At 64.1% G+C, this 26,056-nt stretch carries 27 protein-coding genes, 1 pseudogene and 1 riboswitch; of the genes and pseudogenes, 16 read left to right on the top strand and 12 right to left on the bottom strand.

Features of this window, described 5'->3' with window-relative positions:
• Positions 1–14: 14 nt before the first annotated feature.
• From ACZ5BT_RS11410 to ACZ5BT_RS11380, 7 genes are all read left to right on the top strand, one after another.
• Positions 15–1,730, top strand: coding sequence for an ATP-dependent DNA ligase (locus ACZ5BT_RS11410; protein WP_464884705.1), 1,716 nt, complete (start codon positions 15–17; stop codon positions 1,728–1,730).
• 32 nt (positions 1,731–1,762) lie between these two features.
• The gene (locus ACZ5BT_RS11405) at positions 1,763–2,416 is read left to right on the top strand and encodes a DsbA family protein (RefSeq protein WP_464884704.1); all 654 of its coding nucleotides are present in this window, start codon (positions 1,763–1,765) and stop codon (positions 2,414–2,416) included.
• A gap of 83 nt (positions 2,417–2,499) precedes the next feature.
• Positions 2,500–2,727: a 50S ribosomal protein L31 gene (rpmE, locus tag ACZ5BT_RS11400; protein WP_464884703.1), complete on the top strand. Its 228-nt coding sequence runs from the start codon at positions 2,500–2,502 to the stop codon at positions 2,725–2,727.
• Between the two features lie 40 nt (positions 2,728–2,767).
• Positions 2,768–3,355, top strand: coding sequence for a thymidine kinase (locus ACZ5BT_RS11395; RefSeq protein WP_464884702.1), 588 nt, complete (start codon positions 2,768–2,770; stop codon positions 3,353–3,355).
• A 3-nt stretch (positions 3,356–3,358) separates the two neighbouring features.
• On the top strand, positions 3,359–4,288 hold the full coding sequence (gene miaA, locus ACZ5BT_RS11390; protein ID WP_464884701.1) for a tRNA (adenosine(37)-N6)-dimethylallyltransferase MiaA: 930 nt from the start codon (positions 3,359–3,361) through the stop codon (positions 4,286–4,288).
• A gap of 21 nt (positions 4,289–4,309) precedes the next feature.
• The gene (locus tag ACZ5BT_RS11385) at positions 4,310–5,002 is read left to right on the top strand and encodes a 3'-5' exonuclease (protein WP_464884700.1); all 693 of its coding nucleotides are present in this window, start codon (positions 4,310–4,312) and stop codon (positions 5,000–5,002) included.
• 104 nt (positions 5,003–5,106) lie between these two features.
• Entirely contained in the window at positions 5,107–6,057 is a 951-nt protein-coding gene (locus ACZ5BT_RS11380) for a hypothetical protein (RefSeq protein ID WP_464884699.1), read from the top strand.
• On the opposite strand, the gene csaB is transcribed toward ACZ5BT_RS11380, so the two are convergent.
• Genes csaB through ACZ5BT_RS11360 form a run of 4 tightly spaced genes read right to left on the bottom strand, consistent with a single transcriptional unit; the run spans position 6,035 to position 9,566 of the window.
• On the bottom strand, positions 6,035–7,021 hold the full coding sequence (gene csaB, locus ACZ5BT_RS11375; protein WP_464884698.1) for a polysaccharide pyruvyl transferase CsaB: 987 nt from the start codon (positions 7,019–7,021) through the stop codon (positions 6,035–6,037). The genes ACZ5BT_RS11380 and csaB overlap by 23 nt on opposite strands.
• Positions 7,006–8,706, bottom strand: a complete 1,701-nt coding sequence (locus ACZ5BT_RS11370; protein ID WP_464884697.1) for a DUF5693 family protein — start codon at positions 8,704–8,706, stop codon at positions 7,006–7,008. The genes csaB and ACZ5BT_RS11370 overlap by 16 nt, the downstream gene beginning before the upstream one ends.
• Complete coding sequence (gene udk, locus ACZ5BT_RS11365) at positions 8,703–9,320, bottom strand: uridine kinase (RefSeq protein WP_464884696.1); 618 nt, start codon at positions 9,318–9,320, stop codon at positions 8,703–8,705. Before udk ends, ACZ5BT_RS11370 begins: the two co-directional genes overlap by 4 nt.
• A 42-nt stretch (positions 9,321–9,362) precedes the next feature.
• Positions 9,363–9,566 carry a YgaP family membrane protein gene (locus ACZ5BT_RS11360; protein WP_464884695.1) on the bottom strand — a complete coding sequence of 68 codons (204 nt, stop codon included), beginning with the start codon at positions 9,564–9,566 and terminating at the stop codon, positions 9,363–9,365.
• Between the two features lie 114 nt (positions 9,567–9,680).
• Between ACZ5BT_RS11360 and ACZ5BT_RS11355 the strand changes: the two are divergent.
• Together ACZ5BT_RS11355 and metX are read left to right on the top strand one after the other, a co-directional pair.
• Positions 9,681–10,754 (top strand): annotated as a pseudogene (locus ACZ5BT_RS11355) (integrase core domain-containing protein); the annotation flags it as partial.
• A 57-nt stretch (positions 10,755–10,811) separates the two neighbouring features.
• Positions 10,812–10,918: riboswitch (SAM riboswitch) on the top strand.
• Between the two features lie 114 nt (positions 10,919–11,032).
• Positions 11,033–12,169, top strand: a complete 1,137-nt coding sequence (metX, locus tag ACZ5BT_RS11350; RefSeq protein ID WP_464884694.1) for a homoserine O-acetyltransferase MetX — start codon at positions 11,033–11,035, stop codon at positions 12,167–12,169.
• Here the strand turns inward: metX and ACZ5BT_RS11345 are convergent.
• Together ACZ5BT_RS11345 and ACZ5BT_RS11340 are read right to left on the bottom strand one after the other, a co-directional pair.
• Positions 12,120–12,641, bottom strand: coding sequence for a hypothetical protein (locus ACZ5BT_RS11345; RefSeq protein ID WP_464884693.1), 522 nt, complete (start codon positions 12,639–12,641; stop codon positions 12,120–12,122). The genes metX and ACZ5BT_RS11345 overlap by 50 nt on opposite strands.
• Positions 12,642–12,643: 2 nt before the next feature.
• Positions 12,644–13,240: an SCO family protein gene (locus tag ACZ5BT_RS11340; RefSeq protein ID WP_464884692.1), complete on the bottom strand. Its 597-nt coding sequence runs from the start codon at positions 13,238–13,240 to the stop codon at positions 12,644–12,646.
• Between the two features lie 92 nt (positions 13,241–13,332).
• On the opposite strand from ACZ5BT_RS11340, the gene ACZ5BT_RS11335 reads away from it, so the two are divergent.
• A complete protein-coding gene (locus ACZ5BT_RS11335; RefSeq protein ID WP_464884691.1) occupies positions 13,333–14,445 on the top strand; it encodes a BMP family lipoprotein in 1,113 nt (370 codons plus the stop codon).
• Positions 14,446–14,529: 84 nt separating this feature from the next.
• Entirely contained in the window at positions 14,530–16,050 is a 1,521-nt protein-coding gene (locus ACZ5BT_RS11330; protein WP_464884690.1) for an ABC transporter ATP-binding protein, read from the top strand.
• Here ACZ5BT_RS11330 and ACZ5BT_RS11325 read toward each other — a convergent pair.
• Genes ACZ5BT_RS11325 through ruvA form a run of 5 tightly spaced genes read right to left on the bottom strand, consistent with a single transcriptional unit; the run spans position 16,047 to position 19,874 of the window.
• Positions 16,047–16,799 carry a hypothetical protein gene (locus tag ACZ5BT_RS11325; RefSeq protein ID WP_464884689.1) on the bottom strand — a complete coding sequence of 251 codons (753 nt, stop codon included), beginning with the start codon at positions 16,797–16,799 and terminating at the stop codon, positions 16,047–16,049. The two genes, ACZ5BT_RS11330 and ACZ5BT_RS11325, sit on opposite strands and share 4 nt — an antisense overlap.
• Positions 16,799–17,668: an LptA/OstA family protein gene (locus ACZ5BT_RS11320; protein WP_464885830.1), complete on the bottom strand. Its 870-nt coding sequence runs from the start codon at positions 17,666–17,668 to the stop codon at positions 16,799–16,801. Before ACZ5BT_RS11320 ends, ACZ5BT_RS11325 begins: the two co-directional genes overlap by 1 nt.
• A gap of 16 nt (positions 17,669–17,684) precedes the next feature.
• Complete coding sequence (locus tag ACZ5BT_RS11315) at positions 17,685–18,236, bottom strand: hypothetical protein (protein WP_464884688.1); 552 nt, start codon at positions 18,234–18,236, stop codon at positions 17,685–17,687.
• A 31-nt stretch (positions 18,237–18,267) separates the two neighbouring features.
• Positions 18,268–19,302, bottom strand: coding sequence for a lipid II:glycine glycyltransferase FemX (locus ACZ5BT_RS11310; protein WP_464884687.1), 1,035 nt, complete (start codon positions 19,300–19,302; stop codon positions 18,268–18,270).
• Positions 19,299–19,874, bottom strand: coding sequence for a Holliday junction branch migration protein RuvA (gene ruvA / locus ACZ5BT_RS11305; RefSeq protein WP_464884686.1), 576 nt, complete (start codon positions 19,872–19,874; stop codon positions 19,299–19,301). The genes ACZ5BT_RS11310 and ruvA overlap by 4 nt, the downstream gene beginning before the upstream one ends.
• Before the next feature lie 25 nt (positions 19,875–19,899).
• Here ruvA and pheA point away from each other — a divergent pair, with 25 nt between their 5' ends.
• Positions 19,900–20,724: a prephenate dehydratase gene (gene pheA / locus ACZ5BT_RS11300; protein ID WP_464884685.1), complete on the top strand. Its 825-nt coding sequence runs from the start codon at positions 19,900–19,902 to the stop codon at positions 20,722–20,724.
• A 46-nt stretch (positions 20,725–20,770) separates the two neighbouring features.
• Here pheA and mdh read toward each other — a convergent pair whose 3' ends face one another.
• Complete coding sequence (gene mdh / locus ACZ5BT_RS11295) at positions 20,771–21,721, bottom strand: malate dehydrogenase (RefSeq protein WP_464884684.1); 951 nt, start codon at positions 21,719–21,721, stop codon at positions 20,771–20,773.
• Positions 21,722–21,829: 108 nt separating this feature from the next.
• Between mdh and ACZ5BT_RS11290 the strand changes: the two genes are divergently transcribed.
• The 4 genes from ACZ5BT_RS11290 to ACZ5BT_RS11275 all read left to right on the top strand — a co-directional run bounded on the left by ACZ5BT_RS11290 (position 21,830) and on the right by ACZ5BT_RS11275 (position 26,035).
• Positions 21,830–23,572: an NAD-dependent malic enzyme gene (locus ACZ5BT_RS11290; protein ID WP_464884683.1), complete on the top strand. Its 1,743-nt coding sequence runs from the start codon at positions 21,830–21,832 to the stop codon at positions 23,570–23,572.
• A 138-nt stretch (positions 23,573–23,710) separates the two neighbouring features.
• Entirely contained in the window at positions 23,711–24,379 is a 669-nt protein-coding gene (hspR, locus tag ACZ5BT_RS11285; protein WP_464884682.1) for a heat shock protein transcriptional repressor HspR, fused homodimer type, read from the top strand.
• 13 nt (positions 24,380–24,392) lie between these two features.
• Positions 24,393–25,724: a dipeptidase gene (locus ACZ5BT_RS11280; protein ID WP_464884681.1), complete on the top strand. Its 1,332-nt coding sequence runs from the start codon at positions 24,393–24,395 to the stop codon at positions 25,722–25,724.
• Entirely contained in the window at positions 25,721–26,035 is a 315-nt protein-coding gene (locus ACZ5BT_RS11275) for a heavy metal-binding domain-containing protein (protein WP_464884680.1), read from the top strand. The genes ACZ5BT_RS11280 and ACZ5BT_RS11275 overlap by 4 nt, the downstream gene beginning before the upstream one ends.
• Positions 26,036–26,056: the final 21 nt, after the last annotated feature.

Genomic DNA, 26,056 nt, shown 5'->3' with positions numbered 1-26,056 from the left:
GATAGAGTGAAACCATGACCTTCCAGCGCTTTTCCGAGTATCTCTCCGAGATCGAATCGGTCTCGGCGCGGTTGGAAATTATCCGCTTGCTCTCGGGTCTTTTTCGCTCGCTCGATGCCCGCGAGCTCCCCGAGGCCGTGCTTTTGCTCACCGGGAAGGTCGCCCCTTCGTTCGAGGGGCTCGAGTTCGGCGTCGCCGAGCGGGAGGCCGCCAAGGCCCTGGCGCTCGTCCTCGGCATGGAGGAGAAGGCCGTTTTGTCCCGGGTGCGAGAGTCCGGCGACATTGGCGGTCTGGCGATGCAGCTTTTGCCTGAGCGAGAGGGAACGCTTTCGATTGGCGAGGTTTACGCTGCCTTGCGTGCCCTCGCCGAGGATTCCGGCGTCGGTTCACAGCAACGCAAGCGTGAGCGTTTGGGAAAGCTGCTCGAAAGTTCCAGCCCCCTCGAGGCCCGCTACATTCTCAGAATCGTGACCGGAAAACTGCGGCTCGGCGTTGGCGAAGCGACGATCCTCGAGGCCCTCGCCGAGGCCATCCTGGGGTCCCGGAAAAAGCGCCCGTTGCTCGAACGCGCCTACAACCTGACTTCGGACCTGGCCTATGTTGCCCGTCTGGCGCCTGAGGGCGAGGAGGCGCTCAAGCGGGTCAAGGTGACGGTCGGAAAGCCAGTCAGGATGATGCTCGCTGAACGCCTGCCGGGGGCCGGCGCCATCATCGAGAAACTCGGGCCCCATCTGGCCGAGTTCAAGTATGACGGCGAGCGGGTCCAGATCCATTACAACGGCGAGCGTTTCTGGGTTTTTTCCCGGCGAACCGAGAACATTACCCACCAATATCCCGACTTGCTCGAAGCCCTGGCTGGAGTGGTCACGAGGTCATTCATCCTCGAGGCCGAGGCCGTGGTGATCGACCCGGAGAGCGGGGAGATGCGCCCCTTCCAGTACGTTTTAAACCGCAAGGTCAAACATCTGACTCCCGAGCTCGTGGCCCGTTACCCGGTCAAGGCCTTCGCCTTCGAGCTCCTCTACCTCGACGGCGAGCCCTTGGTGGACCTGCCCTATGAGACCAGGCGTCAGCGACTGGAGGCCTTCCTTCCTCGAAGCGAGCGCTTCGAGATCGCGACCGGGCGTCGCATTGCCACCATCGATGAGCTCGAGGCCTTCTTCGAGCAGGCCTTGGATTCGGGGTGCGAGGGGCTGATGTGCAAGCGGCTCGACGCCGGATACGAAGCGGGAAAACGAGGCTTCAAGTGGGTGAAATTCAAGGGCGAGCTGGGAGGACGTCTGCCCGACACCTTCGACACGGTCGTGGTGGGGGCCTGGTGGGGTCGCGGGCGCCGGAGCGGAACCTTTGGCAGTTTGCTGGTGGCGACCTATAACCCGGAAGCCGGTCGTTTTGAAACCGTGAGCAAACTGGGCTCGGGATTTACCGATGAAGACCTGCTGAGTGCCCTGCCAGATCGGCTCCTGCCCCACCGAGTTGAAGCCCCGCCCCCCCGGGTTCAGGCGCTTTTGACTCCCGATGTGTGGTTTGAGCCCGCGGTGGTGGTGGAGGTGGAAGCCCAGGAGATTACCCTGAGCCCCAACCATACCTGCGCCTACGGCGCCATCAAGGCCGACCGGGGGCTTGCGCTGCGCTTTCCCCGTTTTGTTCGTTTTCGTGACGATAAGGGGGCGACCGAGGCCACGACCTCGGAGGAGGTGGCCGCCCTCTACCGCAGGCAGTGGGCGTAAAGCCCCGGTCCTTTTGTGGGAGAATGGTTCGCATGCAGAGGACACTCTTTGGGGTACTGGTCGTCGTCGCACTGGTTGTGATCGGCGGTGTGTGGTTCTTGGGTCGCTCCAAAGCCCCGGCGGGCACCGCTTCCGGCGGTATTCAAAACCCGGATCCGTTGCTCCAGGCCCGGATCGTTTACGGCGCCCCGGACGCGCCGGTCACCGTGGTGGATTTTTCCAACTACCGGTGCCCGCACTGCCGAAACCACGCCCTCAATGCGCTGCCCAAGATCTTCGCCCGGTACGTCGATTCCGGTAAGGTCCGTTACGTTTTCCGGGCGCTGCCCTTTTCCGGTCAGACCGACGTGTTCGATATGAGCGTCGCTTCCGCCTGCGTCTACGAGCAAGATCCCGAGAGGTTCGTGGCCTACCACGAACTGCTCTTCCGGGCGGTTGACGATTGGGCTGGCAAAACCGGGGAGGCGTTGATCGGGCGGGCGCTGGACTATGCGCGGCAGCTCAGCCTGGACACCGGTCGGCTCAAAGCGTGCATCGAGGAGGGCAAGACCCGCGAGGAGGTCGCCTTCGATCAAAAACTTGCGGCCTCGCTCGGAGTTGACGGTACGCCCACCTTCTTCATTAACGGCAAGAAATACGTTGGATTCATGCCGTTTGAGAAATGGCAAACGATCCTCGGCCCATGAAGCCTCGCCTTGCGTGTTTTGCGGCTGGCTGGTAGGGTGTATGGGTGTGCGCACGACCACGACCGTGCGCCGGGGAGGAAACGATGAAACAAGGTTTGCATCCGAAGCTGGTTCCGGCCCGGATTATTTGCGGGTGCGGCAACGTCATCGAAACCTATTCGACCAAGCCCGAGATCCACGTCGAGGTGTGCTCGGCCTGCCACCCGTTTTTTACCGGCCAGCAGCGCTTCGTGGATACCGAGGGGCGCGTGGAGCGCTTCCAGCGCCGTTACGGAGACTCCTACAAGAAAAACCTCAAGAAGCGTTCGTGAAACCGGGGCCCTTTGGGCCCCGGCGTTTTGGGGCTGATCGATGCCACACGGTAGGATGAGCGGCGGCTGGGTCGAGATCGTCGTCGGCCCCATGTTTTCCGGAAAATCAGAAGAGCTCATTCGCCGGGTTAAGCGGGCCTTGATCGCGGGCCAAAAGGTCCAGGTGTTCAAGCCCCGGCTCGATAACCGCTATCACGATGTCGACGTGGTGAGCCACGATGGGCGGCGGGTTGAGGCGATCGCGGTGGAAAACGCTGCCGCGCTCGAGGCCGCGCTCTCGGATCCGCTTCCGGATGTGGTGGCGGTGGATGAAGTGCAGTTTTTCGACGCTGCGATCGTGCCCGTGGTGACCTCGCTGGCTGACGCTGGCGTTCGCGTGATCCTGGGCGGCCTCGATCTCGACTTTAGGGGCGAGCCCTTCGGCGTCGTCCCCGAGCTCCTGGCCCGGGCCGAGTTCGTCGAGAAGCTCACCGCGGTTTGCGTGCGCTGCGGAGCGCCTGCGACCCGTACGCAGCGACTCATCGAGGGGCAGCCGGCCTTCGAAGACGATCCCATTATCCTGGTCGGCGCCGAGGAAACCTACGAGGCCCGCTGCCGGAAGTGCCACGTGGTACGAAAAAGGGCGTAGAAGATGACGCCCATCCCCATACTGACGGGCCCGACGGCGACGGGGAAGAGCCGTCTGGCGCTCAAGCTGGCGGAGCGCTTTGGTCTGGAGATTATTAATGCCGATGCCACCCTTTTCTACCGGGGGCTGGACATTGGGACCGCGAAACCCACCCGCGAGGAGCGCGAGCGGATTCCCCATCACCTGATCGATGTTTTGGACCCGGACCAGGCGGTGAGCGTCGTCTGGTTCGTTCAGGCCGCCGAGCGTGCCATAGAGGCGGTTTTGCGCCGGGGGCGGATTCCCCTGGTCGTGGGTGGGAGCGGCTATTACATCCGCGCCCTTTCGCACGGGTTTTACCGGGTTCCCCCGCCCGATCCGGAGTTGACCCGGGCCCTCGAGGTCGAACTCGCCGAGAAGGGGTTCGCCCGACTCCACCAAGAGCTTGCCCGCGTGTCTCCCCAGGATGCGATGCGGGTTAAGGGCAATGCTCGCAGGCTTTTGCGGGCGCTCTTCGTGCTGCGCAAGACGGGCCGTCCGCCCGCCGAGCTCCCCTGGGCTTCACCCCGGTTTGCCTACCGTAAGCTCATCCTCTGGCCAGAGCGCGAGCGCTTGCTCCCCGTGATCCAGGCCAGGGCCCTGGCCCAGTTCGAAGCCGGTCTGGTCGAAGAGGTGCGCGGCCTGCTCGCGCGTTACCCGCATATGCCGACGGCCATTCAGACCATCGGCTACAAAGAGGTCGTTCGCTACTTGCGCGGTGAGATGAGCCTGGAGGCGGCGATCGAAGAGGATTGGCGCGCCGTCTGGCGCTACGCCAAACGCCAATACACCTGGTTCCGTCGCGAACCCGGTGACGTGGTTTACCTGCCCCGAATGGGCGATGAAGCCTGGGACGGCCTTCTTGCCTGGTGGATCGAGGGTTGGGCAGGGGCGAAGGCGCGGGACGGGGCGTGATATTGGCGCTATGCTGAGGGTGTGGAGGCCCGTTATCGCTACGCTTCACGATGGGTTTGGAAGCTGCGGCGTCTAGGGCAGCCCGTACCCGTACCTGTTCTGCCTGAGTGGCGAGACGGGCGATTTTTCTACGAAGATGGGCGGCTTGGGCTTTGGGAATGGCGTTATCCGTTCCCGCCCGACGGCCGGCCACTGGTTGCGATTGATATCGAGACCACCGGTCTTTCGCCGGCCCACGATGGGATTACGGAGTTTGCACTGGTACGAAGAGAGGGCGCGCACTGGGTTCGCTTTCAAAGCTTCGTTCAACCGGGGAGGCCCATCCCGCCCCGAATCCAGGCGTTGACCGGCATTCGTGAGAACGATGTTTGCGATGCTCCCACCATCGAGGAGGTTTTGGAAACGGCGAGGCCGCTTTTAGAGGACGCCACCTGGGTGATCCAAAACGCCCCCTTTGATCTCGGCTTTCTCCGGCCCCATTTGCGCAGGGTTGGGTATAAGATAGAACCCAAGGTGATAGATACACTGGGCTGGGCCCGGAAGGGGTTACCAGGGGTACGAAGGTATGGGCTTGGATCGTTGGTGGAGGTACTGCTTATCCCCGTAGCGCGCCGGCACCGAGCGCTTGCTGATGCCGAGGCAGCCATGCAGGTGGCCCACGAGCTCTACTACATCCTGAGCTCGGGAACGGCGCTTCCTTTGGAGGCACTATGAATGAGGCGAGGTATACGGTGACCTCAGCGTGTATCGGGAGCGGGAGCCTCAGGCTCACGCCCTCTTTACGACGGGTGTTTGGCGAAGCGTCCCAGGTGCAGGTTATGGGACCCGATGGCGAAACCTATGACCTGAGGGTGGACCGCGAGGCTGGAATGGTTACCGGTGCCCACGCGCTCTTTGAGGCGCTTGAGCTTGCGCCCAACCAGCAACTGAGACTCGTTCGTGAAGGGGAAGTGGTGAGCGTCGAGGTGGTCGGCCGACGGGTCCGTTCCAGGCCGGCCAGCGAGCAACGGGCAAAGGTGCTGAGCGGGGCGGTCTCCAAGCGCCAGGAAAAACCTGCCCCACCGTCGAAGCGGGTCGAGGTCACCCCGTATCCTCGTCAGGTCCTCTATCCCCAGCAAGCGGCGCCCCCGCCTTATGTTCAAGCGCTCAAGACCATAGGTCTGGAAGCTGCGGCAAAGGGGTCGTTCTGGCACCTTCGTTCCCGAATGGGGCGTAAGGCCTACACCGTCGTTGCTTGCCGTGAAGGTGAGCTGGACCCCAAGCAACTGCTCGAGGCTCAGCGGCAGCAGCAAGCGACCTACGCGCTCCTCGTAACGGCGGGCCGCTCGGCCGAGACCATCCCTCATCTCGCGGTGGCGAGCGAGGAAGCGCTCCACCGCCTTGCCGAGTTGCACCGGGCGTTTCCCCTGGGTCCTTTGGAACTCGAGCGGCTGCTCGCCAAAGGGCGAATTACCCTCGACGACCTCGAGGCCCTCGAACGCGAAGTCGAGGCGTTGCTCGGCGAGCGCGCCGCGTTTTCGGCCACCCTGCTCGGGCTTTCATCGTTCCGCAAAGGGCAGGTCTTTCTCCTGGAAGACCTCGTGGCCGAGGTGGGGGACGCACTCCCCGGAGATGTGGCCTCGCGCATGCTGGAGGTCCTTTCCGGGCCACCCTTTTTCGCCCTTCGCGCCATCGCTCCGGGCGAGTTTCAAATGCAGGTGGGTGTGGACGAGCTCCTGATGGGCCTGGCTGCGTACGCGGAACGTCTCAAGGTCCGTTTGCCGGTGTAGGACTCGGTTGGAAGACCCAGTCAAAGCTCTGCTGGGCCCGGGCCTTCAGCTGCGCCACGGCCTGCCAGTCGGGTGCGGCGCCCGAAGTGATGAAGTCGACGATTTCGCCCGGGTCGGGGTTGGTGGGCAGCACCGGCGCTTTGGTCTCCTCGAGGAATCCAAGCACCTTGGGATCGTAGTTAATTCCCAGGTAAGGCGTTCCCGCATTCGCGGCCAGGATGAGGCCGTGCAGGCGGGCGCTCACCACGTAGCTCGCCGAAGCGAGCAGGTAGTGAACGCGTCTGGGGTCGCCGCTCGCTTCCTTGGGCAGGCCGGTGAAGGCCTCGAAGGTTTCTTCGTCGGCCCCCGGTTGCATGGCGAGGACCAGAACGTCATAGCCGAGCTTCAGCAGCCGGTAGCTGGCGACGACCAGGGGTTTGGTGGGAACACCATATCTTGGGACCACGACGACCAGGCCCGGCTCGCGCCCCACGGGCGGCGGGGGGAGCAAAAGCGCCGGGTCCGCCCCGAGCCGCGCTCTCAGCCCCAGGCTCTGCGCGTACTCAAGCGAGCGCTGGTCCCGGACGATGATCATATGTTCGCCGATCGTGCGGGTGACCGCGCGCTCACCTTCGGGCGAGAGGGGCCCCAGCGATTGGTTGAAGACGATTGGCGTCGCTCCCAGCCGCCTGGCCCAGCGAAAGATCTGTAGGTAATACCAGAGGCTCCGCCGGCTGGTCCGATCCTGCAGCAACCCACCGCCGCCGAGAAGCAGCGTGTCCATTCTTCGAAAGGCGACGAGCAATCCGAGGGGGTTGAGACGGTGGGTGGTCTGGACCTTGAGGGCCGCGCGAGTGAGCCCGGGGTTTGCGCTCAGCACCAGCGGCTTCAGCCGCCTTCGCCGAAGCTCCTGAATGATCGCAGAGAGTATGGCTTCGTCGCCCGCGTTCTTGTAGCCGTAGTATCCAGCTATTCCCACAACCATTTGCGCGCCCACCGAAAGAGGACTAAAGCGAGTAACCCCAGGATAAGCCCGGCCACGATTCCATTCAAACTCCGGATGAGGGAGACCACGAGGGGGGTGTGGTAGTGGGCGAAGCTATCGAGGATCGAAGCTTCGGCGATCACGGCGATCACGATCAGCAGATTGCGGATCCAGTTGGGGATGGGTGCGAGCAGGGCGAAGACGGCGGTGGCGTGGCCAAAGATCTCTTTGAACCTGGGTCGGATCATCAGCGCCTGGAGTTGGTCGCGGAGAAGGAGCTCGATCTGGGGGACGAACGGCGCGTCGTTGCCACGGCGGAGCAGGGCGATAGCGAAGGCGGCCAGAGCGAGCCCGAGGACCATGGCCTCGACGAGGCGTATCGGTTGGTTGAGGCGCTGGACGAGGGTCTCGCGCCAACTGTCTTTTGGAAGCTGTGAAAGCAACACCAGTGCCGGGGGGATGATCAGCAAAAGGCCAACGCCTCGGAAGGTCGCAAGCGCCAGCATGCTGGCCTGGGTGCTTCCCAGAGCGCTCATGAAGATGGCCCCGAGGAGCGTGTAGCCAAGGGCCCTGAGCCAGGTGACGATGTTCCGGGGCCGGCCGAGAAATCCCAGCGCGGGAAAAGTCAGCCCGGCCAGGAGCGGCCCCGCCTGGTCCTGTCCGTAACCGAAGGCCACCACCAGCAGCCCCGCGGTCACGATCGCCGCCAGTCGGGCCGGGAAAGCGAGGGAGAGGAGAATCAGACCGGCGACCAGACCCGGCCAGGCCCATAGCCGCCACCCCGAGGGCGAAAACACGAGGGGTTTGGGCGGACCGAGCGAGATCCCCGCACGCTCGAGGCCGGCTTTGAGCTCGCCGAGGAAGCGTTCGGTGTCGGTGGCCTTGGGGTAGGGGCGGAAGTAGAGCAACCGGTGGCCCCGTTCCCGGGCGGCGAGGACGTATTTACGGGCAGCGACATCGGGCGCTAGGTTGAGCTGGTAGGCGGGGTTGAGGCTAAACAGGCGGAGAACTTCGTGGTTCTTGGTGAAGGCCCCGAGCCCCAGCTGGGGGGCGCCCTCGATGAACGCCACCGGGAGGGAAAAGCTCTGACTGGCCTGGCCGAGCCGGTCCGGCCAGCCGAGAGCCTCGTTTCCTGCGAAGGCAATGGCACGAGCCTCCGGGGGGATGGTGACCGGCCAGGGTCGGTAACGATGGTTTTGCGGCCGGTAAACGATGTAAAAGCCCATACGGTAGGCGGTCCGCAACGATTCGTTGTTGGGGCCGATTGGAATCGAGGCGATGTCTCGAGGAAAGCCGATCCAGGTGTTTCCCTGCCAGAAGACCCGGTGCTGGGGAAGGGGAATGGCTTCGACCCCCGATACCGTCGTGTAGTGCCAGCCCGCGAGGAAGCCCGCGGTGGGGAAGGCGGCGGCGAGCGTCGAGCCAGCGACGTAGAGCCCAGCCCCGCGGTTGACGCGATCGTTGACGGTTTCTTCGTAGATGCCGATGCCGGTAACCCCGGCTTCGCGGTAGTGGCGCAGGAGCGTTTGCGGGGGAAGGCCCTGGGTCCGCGCCTGGTCCAAAAGAGCCCGTCCGTCGATGACGATGGCCACCGTGTCGTTCTTTTCCGCGCTGTAACGGGTCCAGAGGCTCGGAAGGCTGAGAAGCGCCGATACAAAAAGGACCGCGTGCAGGAATCGCTTCACGATGCGGCCTCCAGGGCGTGCCGCAGCCGTAGAGCGAGGACCTCGAGGGCCGGCGTGTTCATACCCCCGTGGGGAATGATGAGGTCGGCGTAGCGCTTGCTCGGTTCGACGAAGGTCAGGTGCATGGGGCGGACGGTATCGAGGTACTGCTTGACCACCGATTCAACGCTTCGACCCCGCTCCTCGATGTCGCGAATGAGCCGCCGGATGAACCGCACGTCGGGGTCGGCGTCGACGAACACCTTGAGGTCCATTCGGGCCCTGAGTTCGGGGTCAAAAAGGGCGAGGATGCCCTCGACCACGATCACCGGGCCGGGGTCAACGCGCTGGGTCTGGGGGAGGCGGCGGTGCTCGGTGAACGAATATAGGGGCATTTCGACCGGATGTCCGGCGATGAGGGCGTCGAGATGGGCGAGTAGGAGGTCGTTGTCAAAAGCGTCTGGGTGATCGTAATTGGTTTTCTGCCGCTCTTCGAAAGGAAGGTGCCCCAGGTCACGGTAGTAGTTATCCATGGGGAGGATGGCCACGCGTGGCCCCACGATCTGACGGACGCGCTCGACCACGGTGGTTTTACCGCTTCCTGAGCCACCGGCGATTCCGAGTACGAATGGCATCTGGCCTCCGTAGAATCGGCCGCCCGAGGGGCGGCCGGGGGTTCAGGCTTCGCTGCAGGTACTCAGCCCCAAAATTCGATAAAGGGGACAGAACTTCACCCACGCCGTGAGAACGAGGATCAGGCCCACGATCCCCAGGACCCACGCCGTTGTGGCCTGGACCCAGCCGAGGAGCACTGCGAGCAACAGGACCGCCCCGATGATGAAGCGGATGATGCGATCGGTGTTGCCGACGTTACACGACATACCATCACCCCCGTATCCCATCATACCCCGGCAATGCTGAACCCGGACAGACACATGTGAGACCGAATCGATAAGAATGTGGGGACCACTCCAGGAGAGAGGAGGTCCCCACGTATGCAGCTTACAACGGTTGGCCGGGAGGTATGGAGGGGGGCGAGGAAAGCCCAGGTGCTCCAGGAGGCTGGAGCGGGCGACCCCACGGTCCAAGACCGTCTGCGAAAGCTCAAACAAGTCGAGGCGTTCCGGAAACACAAGGTGGGCTGGTCCGAGATCCAGTCCCTGGTGGGAATCAGCCGAGCCACCTACTACCGCTGGAAAAAGCGACTCAGGGAAGAAGGCCTCAAAGGCCTTGGGCCCAGATCCAAACGCCCAAGGCGGTTGCGACGAAAGCTCCACTGGACGCCCGAACTTCTCATTGCGATTGAAACTTTGAGGAAGCAAAACCCCACCTGGGGCCGCTGGCCGATCTGGCTGGCCTTGGGGAAGCAAGGCTTTGGGGTTAGCGAACGCACCGTGGGCCGCATCCTGGCCCACCTGGGAGCGCACCGTCGTGTTGAAAGCGTGGCCGCCTTCCTGGCCCGGGCGAGACGGGGGAAGGTGAAGCGAAGGCCCAGGCGCCCCTACGCCAGGAGGAAACCCAAAAGCTACGTCGCCTCCTCACCCGGCGACCTGGTTCAGGTGGACACCCTTACCGTGACCCTAGGACCCGGGGAGGTCGTCAAGCATTTTTCGGCGGTAGACCTTTACACCCGCTTTTCCCTGGCCGAGGTGCACACCCGGGCCACCGCCAACCTGGCAGCTGGCTTTCTGGCCCACCTCATCACCCAGGCCCCCTTTCCCGTCAGGGCCATTCAGGTGGACGGTGGCAGCGAGTTCATGGCCGAGTTTGAGGAAACTTGCCAACGTTTGGGTATCGAGCTCTTCGTGCTGCCCCCGAGAAGTCCCAAGCTCAATGGCCACGTGGAGCGGATGCAGCGGACCTTCAGGGAGGAGTTTTACACCCGGCCGTTGCCTTCCCGGATCCCCGAGCTCCAAAGGGAGCTCGACGCCTATCTGGACTACTACAACCGCAGGAGGCCCCATCGTGCGCTCAACGGCCTTGCGCCTCTTGAGTTCCTGGCTAGAATGCAAGCGGAGTCGGTCCCCAAAAGAGTCTCAGATGTGTTGACCGATTACAAATGCTTGACCAAAAGGGTGGCAGTGGGTAGACTCACAGCCAACGCAGGCGGCTCGCCTGCGCCCGGTCTCTTATCGAGAGCGGTGGAGGGAACCGGCCCTGTGAAGCCGCGGCAACCGGTGGGAGGAGCCACGTCGGTGCCAATGCCGGCCCGCGAACGCGGGAGCGATAAGGGAAGGGGAGATCCCCCTTCTCGTCGCAAGGGGGGAAGCTTGAAACGAACGAACAGGCCCTACACAAAACCCACCCTGCAGCCGAGCGACCTTCCCCGCGTCTTGGGGGCAGCGCTATGACCACGCTCGTCTACGAGGAATGGGGCGAGCACGAAGCCTTGTTGATCCGGCCCCGCCCGAGTGGCCCAGAGATCGAGCCGCCCGTCCCGAAAAGCGTCCGGCTCTTTCGCGAGGGGCTTTCGCTGGAGCTGGGAGGATGGCTGCCCTACGTGGACGTGCGCTTTGAGACCTACGGCCCCCGGGAGGCCAGCGCCGGGGCCACGCTCATCTTCCATGCCTTGACCGGCTCGGCGCACGCCGCCGGGACCTACCGGCCTGAAACCTTGGCCCGCCTGACGCCCCTCGAACGGGCCTTCGGCGCCAAGGGCTGGTGGAATGCCCTGGTCGGTCCGGGGAAGGCCATCGATACCGAGCGTCGGTTCGTGGTGGTCGCCAATGTGCTCGGTTCCTGTTATGGGACCACGGGGCCCCTCAGCGAGGGGCCGGATGGCGAGCCGTACGGGCCGCGTTTCCCCGCGATCACCATTCGCGATATGGCTCGCGTCCAGCGAGCGCTGCTCGATTTTCTGGGGGTGCGGCAGGTCGACGTGGTCGGTGGGAGCATGGGCGGGATGCTGGCCTTGGAGTTTGCCGTGTCCTACCCGGAGCGAACCCGCTCGCTCGCCGTGTTCGCAGCGCCCCTGCGCCACGGCGCCTGGGCCCGGGGGCTTTCAGAGCTCGGCCGCATGGCGATCCTCGAGGACCGCGAGTTCGCCTCCGGGTACTACGCCGCGCAGCCCCGCGGGCTCGCCCTTGCCCGGGCGATCGCCATGATGGGTTACCGGCATCCCCGGAGCTTCGAGCTCCGCTGGGGGCACCAGCCGCAGCAGGCGGAGAGCTATTTGCGTTACCAGGGGGATAAGTTCGTGCGCCGCTTCGACGCCAACACTTACCTCACCCTCCTCGCCGCCATGGACCGGCATGATGTGGGGCGCGGGCGCGGGGGGCTCGCCGCTGCTCTGGACCGGATCGCCCATATCCCTTCGATCATGGTTGGAATCGACAGCGACCTGCTCTATCCGGCGGAAGAGGTCAAGCGCTCGGCGCTCCTGGCCGGGTGCGAATACGCCGAGATTCGGAGCCCCCACGGCCACGACGCCTTTCTCATCGAATCCGATCAGGTGTCGCAAATCTTAACCGCTTTCGGATACTGAAGACCGCCGCGCCAGCCAGCAAGGCTCCGATGCCGATCGCCACAGACCAAGGGCGCCTGGGTTGATCGATGGAGGCCGGGACGGTGACCAGGCCCCCGCCAGGGAAAAAAAGCGTGACGGGGAGCGGCCCGCTGGCCTTGTGGGCGTCTTGGGGCAATCGGATGCGGTAGCGGGTGCGATCGCTGATCAGGCTCACGCCGTAGGGGATGGGCATCTTAGCAGTTTGCAGGTAGCCACCGGCGGTCTTCACTTCCAGAACGCCGTCCCCCATGGGGGTGACGACGATGGTGAGTGTGAGTGGTGTGTCCGTCCTAGGGTAGGCCAGCGCCAGTTCGAGGAAGTTGCCCTCCGGCGTGTGGATGACCCGGGCCTCTCGTATTTCGAGATCGCCGCCGTGGCCAAGGGCGAGGCCGAGCAGCACGACGAGGCCAAAAAGCCAGGTGCGGTTTCGGTCCTTATGTTTGCGGGCCACGGTTAAAAGCTTCCTCCGCGGGCCAGGATGTAGCGCAGGTCGGCGATGACGCCCTCGCGGTCCAAAATCGCGTCCTGACCGTAGAAGAGGCGGATGTACTGTCGGCTGTCGATGAGGGTCACGGTGGCGCTATGATCGAACAAACCCTGATCGCCTCGTTTGACGTAGATGTAGTAGCTGGCCGCGGTTTTCGCGATGGCCTTCGGCGATCCAGAAAGACCGATGAAAGCGGGGTCGAAGGCTTTGGCATAGCGGTCGGTGCTGTCGGGGCTGTCGCGCTCGGGGTCGATGGTGATCATGACCACCCGTAGGCCCTTGGGGCGCCCGAGGGCTCGGTAGATCTCGGCCAGGCGGGCCATGGTGGTGGGGCAGACATCGGGGCAGTGCGTGTAACCGAAAAAGAGCAACGCGACCTCTCCGTTGAGGTCTTTGAGGGTGAAGGGGCGGTTACCGGCGGTATAGAGCGTGAAACGTGGCGCCGGCTTCGGGTTTTGCAACACCGTGCCGTGGAACTGGAATTGGGGTCGGGACTCGTTGTTCCAGTAGAGGGCGGCGAGGCCAATCGCCACAAGGAGGATGGCCGGAATCCAGCGTCGCATCGCCGAACACTATACGCCACCGCCGTGCCCCCGGGCCTCCCTGTGGCTATACTGAAATACGGCGTGAGCCGGAATGGAAGGGAGTGACAGGTATGAAGCGAGGACTACTCATCGTCGCAGCCGTTTTTATGGGCCTGGCCATGGCCCAGGTCAGGGTTGGGATCGCCTTCGACTCGGGCGGTAAGAACGACCGGAGCTTTAACCAGATGGCCTGGGAAGGCGCGCAAAAGGCCGAGAAGGATCTCGGGGTCGAGGTCTTCGACTTCGAACCCGCCGATCCCTCCCAGGTGGGTCAGGGGATCCGGGCCTTCGCCGAGGAGGGCTTCGATCTGGTGATCGGGGTGGGCTTTGCCAATGAGCCCGGGATCACCGCCACCGCAAAGGAGTTCAAAGACGTGAACTTCGCTGTGATCGACTCGGTTAGCCCGGAGAAAGACAATGTCGCCAGCCTGGTTTTTAAAGAGCACGAGGGCTCCTTCCTGGTCGGCTATATCGCCGGGAAGCTCACCCAGACCGGGGTGGTGGCCTTCATCGGTGGCATGGACATTCCCCTGATTCACAAGTTCGAGGTCGGCTACCGCGCTGGTGTCGAGTATGCCTGCCAGGAAGACGGCATCGACTGCAAGGTGCTGGTCAACTACGTGGGGAATACCCCGCAGGCCTGGAACGACCCGGGTAAAGCCAAGGAGATCGCTGCCGCCCAGGTGGCCCAGGGCGCGGACATCATCTACTCCGCCGCCGGTGCCTCGGGCCTTGGCAACATCGACTTCATCAAACAGAAGAAGTGCCTCAAAGCCTCGGAACTCCCCTCGAACGTGAAGTTCATTCGCGATCCCTTCGCCGATGTGCCCAAGTATGCCGCCTACACCGAGGCCTGCCAGGGTGACACCCGCCCCATCTTCTTTATCGGGGTGGATGCCAACCAGAACTACCTGGGTGACACGGATAACAACCCGGAAACCCTGAACCACGGCCTGACCTCGATGCTCAAGCGGGTCGACGTGGCCACCTACTCGGTCATCAAGTCGGTGGTGCAGAACAGCTTCCAGGGCGGCGTCCACGAGTACGGCCTGGCCAACAACGGCGTGGGCTACGCTCTCGACCAGTACAACAAGGCCCTGCTCCCGAGCGCGCTGGTGGCCAAGCTCGAGGTCCTCAAGCAAAAGATCGTCCGCGGCGAAATCAAGGTGCCTTCGGCGCGGTAACCTGTGGCATCGCCAAGCTGCGCGCGGCCCGGCCGCGCGCAGCGTTTTTGATCCAGATTTTTGACGCTATCGTATACTTTGCTCGTGGCCGAGGTTGCCCTAGAACTCAAGTGCATCACCAAGCGTTATCCCCTGGTGTTGGCCAACGACTGCATCAGCTTCGACGTGCGTTGGGGTGAGGTGCACGCCGTGGTCGGGGAAAACGGTGCCGGCAAGAGCACGCTCATGAAGATCGTTTACGGGATGGTCAAGCCCGACCGGGGCGAAATCTGGGTGGACGGGAAGCGGGCCGATATCCGCTCGCCCGCGGACGCCATCGCGCTCGGGATCGGTATGGTCCACCAGCACTTCATGCTGGTGGATGTCTTTACCGTGCTGGAAAACGTCCTTCTGGGCGGGGAGCCCAAAAAGGGGCTGGCCATCGATATCGACATGGCCCGGCGGACGGTCGCGGAACTCCTGGAAGAGATTGGCTTTGAGCTCGACCTGGATGCGCGAATCGAGGATTTGCCGGTGGGGTTGCAACAGCGGGTCGAAATCTTGAAGACGCTCTACCGGAAGGCGCGGATCCTTATCCTCGACGAGCCCACCGCCGTGCTCACGCCCCAGGAATCGACCGAGCTCTTCCGCTTCCTGCGATCGTTCGTGGCCCGGGGCAACGCGGTGGTGTTCATCAGCCACAAGCTGGGGGAGGTCATGGAGGTCTCCGACCGGGTGACGGTGATTCGGGACGGCCGGGTGGTCGGGACCGTGGAGACCAAAGAGACCAGTCCCCCCGAGCTGGCCCGGATGATGGTGGGGCGCGAGGTGATCCTGACGGTGGACAAAAAGCCGGCGGAGCCGGGCGATGCGCTCCTTTCGGTCGAGGATCTCTGGGTTGAGGAAGCTGGTAAGAAGCCCCGCGTCGCCGGGGTGAGTTTCCAGGTCCGTGCGGGCGAGATCGTGGGCATCGCCGGCGTGGAGGGCAACGGTCAGAGCGAGCTGGTCGAGGCCATTACCGGCCTCCGTCCTTACCGGGGCCTTATTCGTTACCAGGGGGAGGTCATCACCCGGCCTGATGCCCGGAGGGTTCGTGAACACCGGGTCTCGCACATCCCCGAGGACCGCAACGCCCGGGGGCTGGTGCTCGATTTCCCCACCCGAGATAACGTGATCCTCGGCGATCACCACCGGCATCCGTTCACCGACACGATGGGGTTTTTCCGGGATCCCGAAATCGATCGTTACGCTCAGGAGGTGGTCGAGACCTTCGACGTTCGCCCGAGGAGTATTCAGCTTTCGGCGCGTCACTACTCGGGTGGGAACGCCCAGAAGATCATCGTGGGCCGGGAGCTCTCCCGAAAACCCAAAATTCTGATTGCCGCCCAGCCGAGCCGGGGCGTTGACATCGGCGCCATCGAGTTCATCCACCAGCGCATTGTCGAGGCCCGTGACCAGGGAATGGCGGTGTTGCTGGTGAGCGCCGACTTGAACGAGGTCATGAACCTTTCGGACCGGATCTTGGTGATGTTTGAGGGGAAGATCGTTGGCGAGGTGCGTCCCGAAGAGACCAACGAGGAGGAGATGGGGCTTTTGATGGCTGGCATCACCCCGACTCGCGCCTAAGGCGTTTGAATCTCGCCTGCGATTTGCCCGAGAACCCACAGGTCGCCGGTTTTGAGGTCGTATCGTACCCGGCGGCCTTGAATTTTCTGATCCTTGTCGCGGCTGACCACCGGATCGCCGTACAGGTAGGCCAAGCCCTGGTCCTCGAGGACCAGGGCTTGATCCGCTTCGGTCTCCCTCGGTCCCTGGCGTAAGACCACGCGGTCGAGCAGCCAGAGCTCGCCGTCCTCGAGGCGGTAGACGAGCCGGCCCGCCCGGCCCTCGAGCTTCGTTTCGCCCTCGCGGACGAAACGAAGCGGGCCCTTCAGCAAGGCGAGGCCGCGATCGTTGTCGTAACTCAGCTCGCGACCCCAGACCGTGACCTTCCCCTCGACGACGGCAACGGCGCCGTCGGCCGGTTGGGTTTGGTATCGGACCGCGTCGCGCTCGGGGTCATACGCGGCTTCGCCGTCGGTGAGGACGATCCGCGATGGGCCGCGATCCGGTTGCTCTACGAGCGCCAGGTGGCCAAAGGCCCGGGTGTCCTCGCCGAGGGTCAGCTCGACCCGATATGGGCTCGGATCGTAAAAAATAAAGCGTACGCCCTGGTCGCTGTCCTCGATCCAGGCCAGTCCGAGCTCGTCGGGGCTCGTCTTGACCACGGTGATGCGTTTGCCACGATACGTCAGGGTGGCCGTGGGGCGAAAGTCGGCCTGGGCCGTGGCCCAAAGGACGATCAGCGCCATAAAGAGCCACGGCCACCGGCGCATCAGTCCCCCTGCCTGGCGAAGCGGTCGAGGGGCAGCTCGAAGGCTTTGCCATAGAGCCGCACCCGGTGTTTGATCACGTCGTGGAGCAGGGTTCCGGCCGAGAGTGATCGCCCTTTGGCCTCATCCCGGCTCGTTGCTGGGCTGCCCACCACGATCGCCCTGCCGGTTTTGTCGTCGTAGTAGAGGGCGTCGCCGCGGGTCACCAGCTCGCCGTCTCTCAGCGTGACCCCGCCGAGAACGATGAGCGCCTTTTCCCGCACCAGGAGCCGGGCTTCCCCACCTTCGATGCGGAGCTCGCCCTCATCGCGGTGACGAATCAGGCGCACCTTCCCCGAGCTCGAGGTAAAGATGGCGAGGGCGCGGTCCTCCTCGTAGTAGACCTCGTCGGCGAAACCTTCCTGGTCGCCGCTGGTGAGGTGGACGTTGCCCCGGCTCTCCGAGGTGTCGGTATTGACGTTGAAGGTGATGGCGTCGGCCTTCAGAATCACCGTATCTTCGTCCGCCCGCTCGGGGCGTTGCTCCATGGTGACGGGCCCGGAGAGTGTTCCCTTCCCGCTTGACTCCCGGTACACGAGGCGGGTGCCCCGGGCCTCAACCCGGCCACGGCGCACCACCACCGACCCTTCGAAGGTCGCCGTTCGCTGGCCTTCAGCCGATTGCATGCTGAGGCCCTTGGGGGCTTCGAGAACCGCCTTGTCCGCCAGTATGACGAGGTTTCCCACCTGTCCCCGGATCCCTCCGGGCTCGCTCGCGGTGTAGATCCAGGGGCCGTTCCGGAGGTCGCCGCTCCGGGTGCCATTTGGGTATTCGATCACGATGGTTGAGACCGGCGACGAGCTGGCAAGCGTCAGCCAGGCGCCGAGGAGCATGACGAAAAGCGCCGTCCTAGCGCGGGCAGGTGTTTTCCTCTCCACTGGTCCAGACCTCCTTTCCCGAGCGCCAGCTGGCGTTTTTGAGCGCGAAGTCCGATTGGAACCCTTGGCCCTCGACCTCGATGCCCGGCCCTTTCAAGGTAAAACGGGGTGCGATGAACCCCCGCCGCTGAACGATCTGGACCGGTTTTCCCGGCGTGCGCTCGAGGTGAATTTCCCAGCAGGCCTCGGGCAGAAAAACCCAGGCTTCGTCCATCTGCAAGTTGTCCCAGCGATCGACTCGGACCGAGGTGGCTTTGAGCGTGAGGTCGAGCTTACCCCGGACCAGGCGCTCGCCGTCCCGGATGCCCTCGATCGTGGCGCTTTGGGTCTGAGGGTTGTAGCGAACCCGATCGGCGGCAAAGATCCACTCGGCCCTGGGGTCGGCTTCCGGGAAGAGCCGGTAGCGAACGTCCTCCAGCACCACCTCATCTGGCGCCTGCCCCCTTTCTTCATCGGCGTTCAGCCGCAGCAGGGCGCCGAGAAGGAGGGCGGCGAGGGTCGCTGCCACGAGGTATCGGGCCACGTTCTTAGCCTAATCGTGCGCGGTGAAAGCCTTATAAGACGTCCTTCCGGGTCCCCCGGGCTCGCCAGTTCATCAGGTCCTTCCGCCAGCGAAGCGCCCGCTTGAGGGGCGCGTAGAGGGGCGAGAGGGGAAGGTCGTAGGCGGGAAATCGGACCCGCACCCCGCCGAACCCCTCTTTGAAGCGATAGATCCCGTAGGCGTGCGAGGAGGGGTCGGGTATCCGGGGGACGCCCCAGAGGTCGTAGTAGCGAAAGCCGTGGGCCAGCCCCCAGCGCATGGCCGCCCAGTGCATGGCGTAAGGCGCCATGACCTCCTTCTTTTTTCGCGTGCTCCCGCCGTAGAGGTAGTCGATGCGATCCTTGAAGGCGATGAAGAGCCCTGCCGCGAGCACCTCGCCCTCGAATTCAGCCAGCGAGATGAAACTCTGGGCGTGGCGGGCGTTGAAGCGGTGGAAGACCTCGAGGTAGTAGCTCTCGTCGTGCTGGCGCAGCTTCGCCCTTTGGTTGGTTTCCTGAAAGCGCTCGAAAAAGGCCGCGAACGCCTGGTTTGCCTCAGGGTCAAAGGGCCGCACGATGCGGGTCCTGACGCCCTTGCGCGCCGAGAGGCGGATGTTATAGCGGGTCTTCGATTTCATCCGCCCGAGCACCGCCGCTTCGTCGTCGAGGAGTACCTGGAGCGAAAATTCCGGCTGGATGGTCTCCGAGCTCGAAGCGCCGGGCAGGGGGGGTGGAGGCTCGGCTTCGGGCAGCGCCAAAGGAGGCTCCACCTTTAAATAGGCCCCTTTGAGCTGGATTTTGAGGTAGCCGAGGGCCATTTCCAGCGACGCCCAGTCGTCGAAGGCGGGGCCCCGGGGCACGTAATGGAGGGTGAGGGGTCCGGCGCTCCGGCGGAGGATCTGGAGTTGGGCCAGGGGCGTTCCTTCGTGCTCGATCAAGAGCCTTTGGACCTGCCAGCCGGTGCGTTTTTTGACCTCACCCCAGCCCCAGCTTTGCAGGGCCGAGGCGTAGCGCCAGCGTTTGAGTCGCTCGTCCCACTCCTCGGATGATGTGATTTCGCGAATGTTCATCGTAGCTCCTTGAGCGCCTGCCGGATGAGGTCTTCGGTGGTGGCCTGGGGATGGGCCCTGGCGAGCTTGGCGACCACGGCCCTGACCCGGCTCTCCTTAAACCCCAGCGCGAGCAGCGCCTCGCTGGCCTCGAGGGCCGGGACCTGATCGGGCGAAATGGCCGGTGCGACCTCCGCCTCGACCTTCCCTTTGAGCTCGACGACGATGCGTTCGGCGAGGCGTTTGCCGATCCCCGGCGCTGTGGTGAGGCTTTCTAGATCTCCGCTGGCGATGGCGCCGGCGAGGGCCTCGACGCCCAGGGTCCCGAGCAGGGCCAACGCCATCCGAGGGCCGACGCCGCTCACGGAAAGGAGCCGTTCGAAGAGCGCTTGCTCGCGCCGGTCCAGGAAGCCGTAGAGGCTAAGGTCGCCCTCCCTCACGCGCAGATGGGTGTGAAAGGTGACTTCCTGGCCTTTGCTGAGCTTGGCGAGCGTCGGTTTGGTGCAATGCACGGAAAGCCCAAGCCCACCCACCCACACCACCGCGGCGTCGGATTCGATCTCGGCCACCTGGCCTTTTAAGAGACGCACCATGCCGCAGACAGTATATTGAATGGCAATGAAGATCGCCTATCAAGGGACGGAAGGCGCCTTTAGCGAGGAAGCGGCACTCGACTTTGCCCCCCAGGCCCAGCCCATCGGTTACCCGACCTTCCACCAGGTCTTCGAAGCGGTCAACGCCGGGGATGCGCACTTCGGCGTGGTTCCCGTTGAAAACGCCGTGGCCGGGAGCATCAATCAGATCTATGACCTTTTACTGGAGAGCGACCTGCACGTGGTCGGCGAGGTCATCCTGCGAATTCGCCACTGTCTGGTCGCGCCGGCGGGGACCCAGGTGGATGAGATTCGGGAGGTCATGAGCCACCCCCAGGCGCTGGCCCAGTGTGACGGATTCCTGGCCCGTCATGGCTTTTCCAGCCGGCCGGTGTTCGACACCGCCGGCGCCGCCAAGGCCCTGGCCGAGAATCCCGAGCCTGGTCTGGCTGCGATCGCGAGCGAACGGGCGGCGAAGCGCTACGGGCTTTCGGTCCTGCTGCGGGACATCGAGGATTTTGCCTTCAACTACACCCGCTTTTTCGTGCTCGGCCGGGAAGAGGCGCCGCGAGGCGAGGGGGCGTACAAAACCAGCGTGGTCTTCGCCGTGCGCCACCGGCCGGGCGGGCTTTACCTGGCGGTGGGCGCCTTTGCCGAGGCCGGGGTGAACCTGACCAAGCTCGAGTCGCGCCCGAGGAAAGACCGGCCCTGGAGCTACGTTTTCTACCTCGACTTTGAGGGGCACGTTGAGGATCCCGCCCCCTCGAAGGCACTGGTGAACCTTTTGCGCCGGGCCGCCTTCGTCAAGGTACTGGGCTCGTACCCCGCCGCGCCCGAAAACGGGACATGAGGCGCCGGTCGGGGCATGCCCCGACCGGCGCCTGGCGTTCCTCGATTTAGAGGATTCCGAGCTCGTCGACCTTCTGCACCAGCTCGCGGACGTGATTGGCGCTTGCGCGCAGGGCTTCAAGCTCGTCGGGCTTTAAGGGGACTTCCCAAACCTTCTCGACGCCGTTTTTGCCCAGGACCGCCAGCACGCCCACGAACAGCCCTTCGATGCCGTAGTGGCCCTCGAGGTGAACCGCCACCGGCAGGATGCGCTTTTCGTCTTTAAGGATCGCCTTGACCATCTCCCAGGTTGCGGCCGAAGGGGCGTAGTAGGCCGACCCGGTTTTGAGGAGGTTCACGATCTCGGCGCCGCCCTTGCGGGTGCGCTCGACGATGGCCTCGATGCGGTCGGGGGGCAAGAGCTCGGGGAGGGGAACGCCCCCGACGGTGGTCAGCCGGGGCAGGGGCACCATGCTGTCGCCGTGACCGCCGAGCACGAAGCCCTGGACATCGCGCACGCTCACCCCGAGCTCCTCGGCGATGAAGTAGCGGTAGCGCGCCGAGTCAAGAACCCCGGCCATGCCCATGATCTTGTTCTTGGGCGCCTGGGTGATCTCGGCGATGACGTAGGTGATGGCGTCGAGCGGGTTCGCGACCTGGATGATGATTGCGTCCGGAGCGTACTTCTTGATGTTCTCGGCCACGCTTTTTGCGATCTTGGCGTTGATCTCGATGAGGTCATCCCGGCTCATGCCCGGCTTCCTGGGGACGCCCGAGGTGGTTACCACGATGTCGGACCCCTCGATCTCGGCGTAGTCGTTGGTCCCGACGATCCCGACGTCATTCCCCACGACGGGCCGGGCCTCCGAGAGGTCCAGCGCCTTGCCCTGCGGCATCCCCTCGACGATGTCCACCATGACCACGTCCGCCAGGGCGCTCTCGGCAATCCGCATCCCCAGGGTCGCACCGACGTTCCCGGCACCGATGATGCTGACTTTAGGCTTTCCTATGCGTCCCATAGCACCTCCCTTTTTACCTTAGTGCATTTTGCTCAAAAGCCAACAGTACTGTCCATCGGACACGGGACATACGCCTTTGCGCCTTCGTGGGGGCATAGAATGAAGGATATGGCTAGGGTGAGCAAGTACTACGACGTCAAGCGCGACGCTTCCGGCAACCGTTACCTCGAGGTCTACGTGAGCGGTTTCCTGTTGACCCGCATCCCCCTTTTGAATAAGGGGACGGCGTTCACCCAGGGCGAGCGTACCTTGCTGGAGCTCGACGGGCTCATTCCTCCCCACGTCGCCACCATCGAGGAACAAAAGGAGCGCAACTACCGTCGTTTCCGGTTGCTGCAGACCGACTTGGAAAAGCACATCTTCCTCCGCGACCTCCAAGACCGCAACGAGGTCCTCTTCTACGCGCTTTTGGCCGAGCACCTCGAGGAGATGCTCCCCGTCATTTACACGCCGACGGTCGGCGAAGCGGTGCGGCTTTTCAGCCACATCTACCGCCTACCCCGGGGCTTGACCGTGTCCACCGAGAACATCGGCCGCATCGAGCCGGTGCTCGAGGACGTGCCGCTTGAGGACGTGCGCCTCGTCGTCGCCACCGACTCATCGGCGATTTTGGGCATCGGCGACCAGGGCTATGGCGGCATGGCCATCGCCATTGGAAAGCTCTCGATCTACACCGTCGCCGGCGGCGTGGCCCCGGATAAAACCCTGCCCGTCGAACTCGACGTCGGCACCGACCGCGAGGACCTCCTGCTCGACCCCCTCTACCTCGGCGTACGCCACCGCCGGCTGCGGGGCCAGGCCTACCTGCGCTTCATGGACCGGTTCGTCGAGGCCATCCGTGAACGCTACCCCAAGGTGATCATTCAGTGGGAAGATCTCTCGAAGGACGTTGCTTTTACCGTTTTGGAGCGCTACCGCAAGCGCATTCCCTCGTTTAATGACGACATTCAGGGCACCGGGGCGGTGGCGCTTGCGGGTTTGCTCTCGGCGGTTCGCATGAAGGGCGAAAAGCTCACCGACCAGCGCTTCGTGATCTTCGGTGCCGGGGCGGGGGGGATTGGCGTGGCTCGCGCGATCAAGGCCGGCTTGATGCGCCAGGGGCTCGACGAGATTGAGGCGCTGGCGAGGATCTTCGTCATCGACTCCAAGGGGCTTTTGCTCAAAAACCGCGCCATGGAGCCCTATAAGGCCGAGTTTGCCCACGACCCCAAGGATGTCGAGGGCTGGCGGTTTTCCGGGCGCGCGCCAGGGCTTTTGGAGACGATCCGGGGCGCCCGTGCCACCGCGCTCCTCGGCCTTTCCGGTCAGAGCGGCGCCTTCAACGAGCCGGTGGTCAAGGCGATGCTGGAGAACGATTCCCGCCCCATCATCTTTCCCCTCTCAAACCCCACCTCGAACTCGGAGGCCATTCCCGAAGACCTCATCGCCTGGACCGAAGGCAAGGCCATCGTCGCCACCGGAAGCCCTTTCCCGCCCGTGAGCTACGGGGGCCGAACCTACGTCATCGGCCAGGGCAACAACGCTTTTGTTTTCCCCGGTATCGGTTTCGGTGCGGTGCTGGCCCGGGCCCGGGAGATTACTGACGGCATGATCCTCGAGGCCGCCGATGCTTTGGCTTCGTTGGTGACCGAGGCGCACCTCGCCGAGGGAACCGTCTACCCCCATGTTCACGAGATGCGGGAGGTGAGCCAGTACGTTGCCGCTCGGGTGATTCAGCGGGCGGTGGAGGAAGGGGTGGCTCAGGACGATCGGGTCCGCGGCCTCGATATCGACGCCCTCCTCGACTACGTGCGCCAGCGCTTCTGGCATCCCCGTTACCTACCCTTTGTCAAGGCACCGACGGCGTCGTAGCCTTTTTCGGGAAAAGCCCATCGAGACAGCGCCGGCGCGCGCCACGCTGTCTCGTTTATTGAAATATTGTTTTATTGTCCGTTGCACGAACTTTTATAATAGAAGTATAAAATTGGTTGGACCTCGAGGAGGTATGGCATGAGCAAGGACCGTCCCGTGTACGTGATCAGCGTAGCTGCCGAGCTTGTCGAGATGCACCCCCAGACGCTGCGGCTTTACGAGCGAAAGGGGCTGATCCGGCCCAAGCGGAGCGCGGGGAAGACGCGTCTTTACTCGGAGCGGGACATCGAGCGATTGCGGGAGATCCGCCGGCTGACGCAGGAGCTGGGGGTGAACCTGGCCGGGGTGGAGGAGATCATGCGGCTGCGGGAAGAGCTCGAGCGTCTGCGCGAACGCTTTCTGCGCGAGCGGGAGGCCCTCAGGCAGCGATACGGCGCCTGGTATCAGCAGGCGCTTTCCGCCCCGGCGCTGCCGCCACCGAGCCAGCCGCCCGCGCCCGAGCGCCCGGTGTACGTGATCAGCGTAGCTGCCGAGCTTGTCGAGATGCACCCCCAGACGCTGCGGCTTTACGAGCGAAAGGGGCTGATCCGGCCCAAGCGGAGCGCGGGGAAGACGCGTCTTTACTCGGAGCGGGACATCGAGCGATTGCGGGAGATCCGCCGGCTGACGCAGGAGCTGGGGGTGAACCTGGCCGGGGTGGAGGAGATCATGCGGCTGCGGGAAGAGCTCGAGCGTCTGCGCGCCCGCTACCGCCTCGAGGTGCTCCGGGTCCGGACCCAGGTGGAAAAGCAGGCTGGGGCTCGCTGATATGCTTTGAACTATGAGCAAGCATCTGGAAGCCCTGATCGAACTGCTCAGGATCCCCTCGGTCTCCACCGACCCCGAGCACAAAACCGACGTGGCCCGGGCGGCCGCTTGGCTCGCCGAGCGTTTGGAGGGACTCGGCTTTGTTGCCGAGATCGTCCCCACGCCGGGCCATCCCGTGGTCTACGCCGAGCGGATGGTCAACCCCAAGGCCCCGACCGTGCTGGTGTATGGCCATTATGACGTTCAGCCCCCCGACCCTCTGGAGCTCTGGGAGAGTCCACCCTTTGAACCCGAGGTGCGGGACGGGCGAATCTACGCCCGCGGCGCCTCCGACGACAAGGGTCAGCTCTACATCCACGTCGCCGCCGCCGAGGAGCTCGGTCACAACTTGCCGGTGAACCTCAAGTTCGTGATCGAGGGCGAGGAGGAAATCGGCTCGACGAACCTCTTCCTTTTCCTGAAGGAGCGAAAAGAACAGCTCGCCGCCGACGTGGTGCTGGTGTCCGACGGGGCGATGTTCGCCCCCGGCTGGCCCACCCTGACCTACGGCTTGCGGGGCCTGGCCTATCTCGAGGTCGAGGTTGAGGGCACGAAAAGCGATCTGCATTCCGGGATCCACGGGGGCGCGGTCCCCAACGCCGCCCACGCCGCCGCCGAGATGATCGCGGCGCTGAAGAGCCCCGAGGGGTGGATTCGGATCCCCGGGTTTTACGACCGGGTGCGTCCGCTTGACCCCGAGGAGCGGGCGATGTGGATGAAGCTGCCGTTCGACGAGACGGCCTACCGGGAACAGCTGGGCGCGACCAAACTGCCGGGCGAGCCCGGTTACGGGGTGCTCGAGCGGCGCTGGGCCCGCCCCACCCTCGATGTCAACGGCATGTGGTCTGGCTGGACGGGGCCCGGCTCGAAGACGGTCATTCCTGCCAAGGCGGGCTTCAAATTTTCCATGCGGTTGGTCCCGGACCAGGATCCCGACGAGATTGCCGAGCGGGCGCGGCGCTACCTCGAGACGATCGTGCCCGAGGGCTACCGGCTCAAGGTCACGGTCCACCAGGGGGCGAGGCCGGTCCTCGTCGACCGTCACGCGCCCCCGGTTCGCATCGCGGCCAAAGCGCTGGAGGCGGCGTTCGGCCGGGAGACGATCTTCACCCGCGAAGGCGGTTCAATCCCCATCGTCGGCGCCTTTGTCGAGACGCTCGAAGCCCCGGTGGTCCTCATGGGCTTTGGGTTGCACGACGACAACCTCCATGCGCCCAATGAGAAGTTCGAGCTCGAAAACTTTGAAAAGGGGATCCAGGCGGTCACGGCCTTCCACCGCCTTTTCGCCCGGGAGGCAGGCGCGTGATCCTCACCACCACGCCGAGCGTTGAGGGGCGCAGGATCGCCGAATACCTGGGCATTGTGCACGGCGAGGCGATCCTCGGGGCCAACGTTTTTCGCGACCTGATGGCCTCGGTCCGCGATATCTTCGGGGGTCGGGCGGGCGCCTACGAGAGCGAACTCAAAAGGGCCCGTGAGACGGCCCTTGAAGAGCTCGCCGAGGCGGCCCGGGACCTCGGCGCCGACGCGGTGGTGGGGATCGACATCGACTACGAGGTCGTGGGCCAGAGCATGCTCATGGTGACCGCGAGCGGCACCGCGGTTCGGCTGGGCTGAGCGTTTCGCGGGGCCGGCGAT

The sequence above is a fragment of the Vulcanithermus mediatlanticus genome, assembly GCF_055385885.1.
Note: the sequence above shows the minus strand (reverse complement) of the source record. Positions and strands in the feature narration are given on the sequence as shown.

Bases quoted from the DNA above. Each gene is read 5' to 3' on its own strand.
- ACZ5BT_RS11410 (WP_464884705.1), top strand. From the start codon at position 15: ATGACCTTCCAGCGCTTTTCCGAGTATCTCTCCGAGATCGAATCGGTC.
- ACZ5BT_RS11405 (WP_464884704.1), top strand. From the start codon at position 1,763: ATGCAGAGGACACTCTTTGGGGTACTGGTCGTCGTCGCACTGGTTGTG.
- rpmE (WP_464884703.1), top strand. From the start codon at position 2,500: ATGAAACAAGGTTTGCATCCGAAGCTGGTTCCGGCCCGGATTATTTGC.
- ACZ5BT_RS11395 (WP_464884702.1), top strand. From the start codon at position 2,768: ATGCCACACGGTAGGATGAGCGGCGGCTGGGTCGAGATCGTCGTCGGC.
- miaA (WP_464884701.1), top strand. From the start codon at position 3,359: ATGACGCCCATCCCCATACTGACGGGCCCGACGGCGACGGGGAAGAGC.
- ACZ5BT_RS11380 (WP_464884699.1), top strand. From the start codon at position 5,107: ATGGGACCCGATGGCGAAACCTATGACCTGAGGGTGGACCGCGAGGCT.
- csaB (WP_464884698.1), bottom strand. From the start codon at position 7,021: ATGGTTGTGGGAATAGCTGGATACTACGGCTACAAGAACGCGGGCGAC.
- udk (WP_464884696.1), bottom strand. From the start codon at position 9,320: ATGCCATTCGTACTCGGAATCGCCGGTGGCTCAGGAAGCGGTAAAACC.
- ACZ5BT_RS11360 (WP_464884695.1), bottom strand. From the start codon at position 9,566: ATGTCGTGTAACGTCGGCAACACCGATCGCATCATCCGCTTCATCATC.
- metX (WP_464884694.1), top strand. From the start codon at position 11,033: ATGACCACGCTCGTCTACGAGGAATGGGGCGAGCACGAAGCCTTGTTG.
- ACZ5BT_RS11340 (WP_464884692.1), bottom strand. From the start codon at position 13,240: ATGCGACGCTGGATTCCGGCCATCCTCCTTGTGGCGATTGGCCTCGCC.
- ACZ5BT_RS11335 (WP_464884691.1), top strand. From the start codon at position 13,333: ATGAAGCGAGGACTACTCATCGTCGCAGCCGTTTTTATGGGCCTGGCC.
- ACZ5BT_RS11325 (WP_464884689.1), bottom strand. From the start codon at position 16,799: ATGCGCCGGTGGCCGTGGCTCTTTATGGCGCTGATCGTCCTTTGGGCC.
- ACZ5BT_RS11320 (WP_464885830.1), bottom strand. From the start codon at position 17,668: ATGCTCCTCGGCGCCTGGCTGACGCTTGCCAGCTCGTCGCCGGTCTCA.
- ACZ5BT_RS11310 (WP_464884687.1), bottom strand. From the start codon at position 19,302: ATGAACATTCGCGAAATCACATCATCCGAGGAGTGGGACGAGCGACTC.
- ruvA (WP_464884686.1), bottom strand. From the start codon at position 19,874: ATGGTGCGTCTCTTAAAAGGCCAGGTGGCCGAGATCGAATCCGACGCC.
- pheA (WP_464884685.1), top strand. From the start codon at position 19,900: ATGAAGATCGCCTATCAAGGGACGGAAGGCGCCTTTAGCGAGGAAGCG.
- mdh (WP_464884684.1), bottom strand. From the start codon at position 21,721: ATGGGACGCATAGGAAAGCCTAAAGTCAGCATCATCGGTGCCGGGAAC.
- ACZ5BT_RS11290 (WP_464884683.1), top strand. From the start codon at position 21,830: ATGGCTAGGGTGAGCAAGTACTACGACGTCAAGCGCGACGCTTCCGGC.
- hspR (WP_464884682.1), top strand. From the start codon at position 23,711: ATGAGCAAGGACCGTCCCGTGTACGTGATCAGCGTAGCTGCCGAGCTT.
- ACZ5BT_RS11280 (WP_464884681.1), top strand. From the start codon at position 24,393: ATGAGCAAGCATCTGGAAGCCCTGATCGAACTGCTCAGGATCCCCTCG.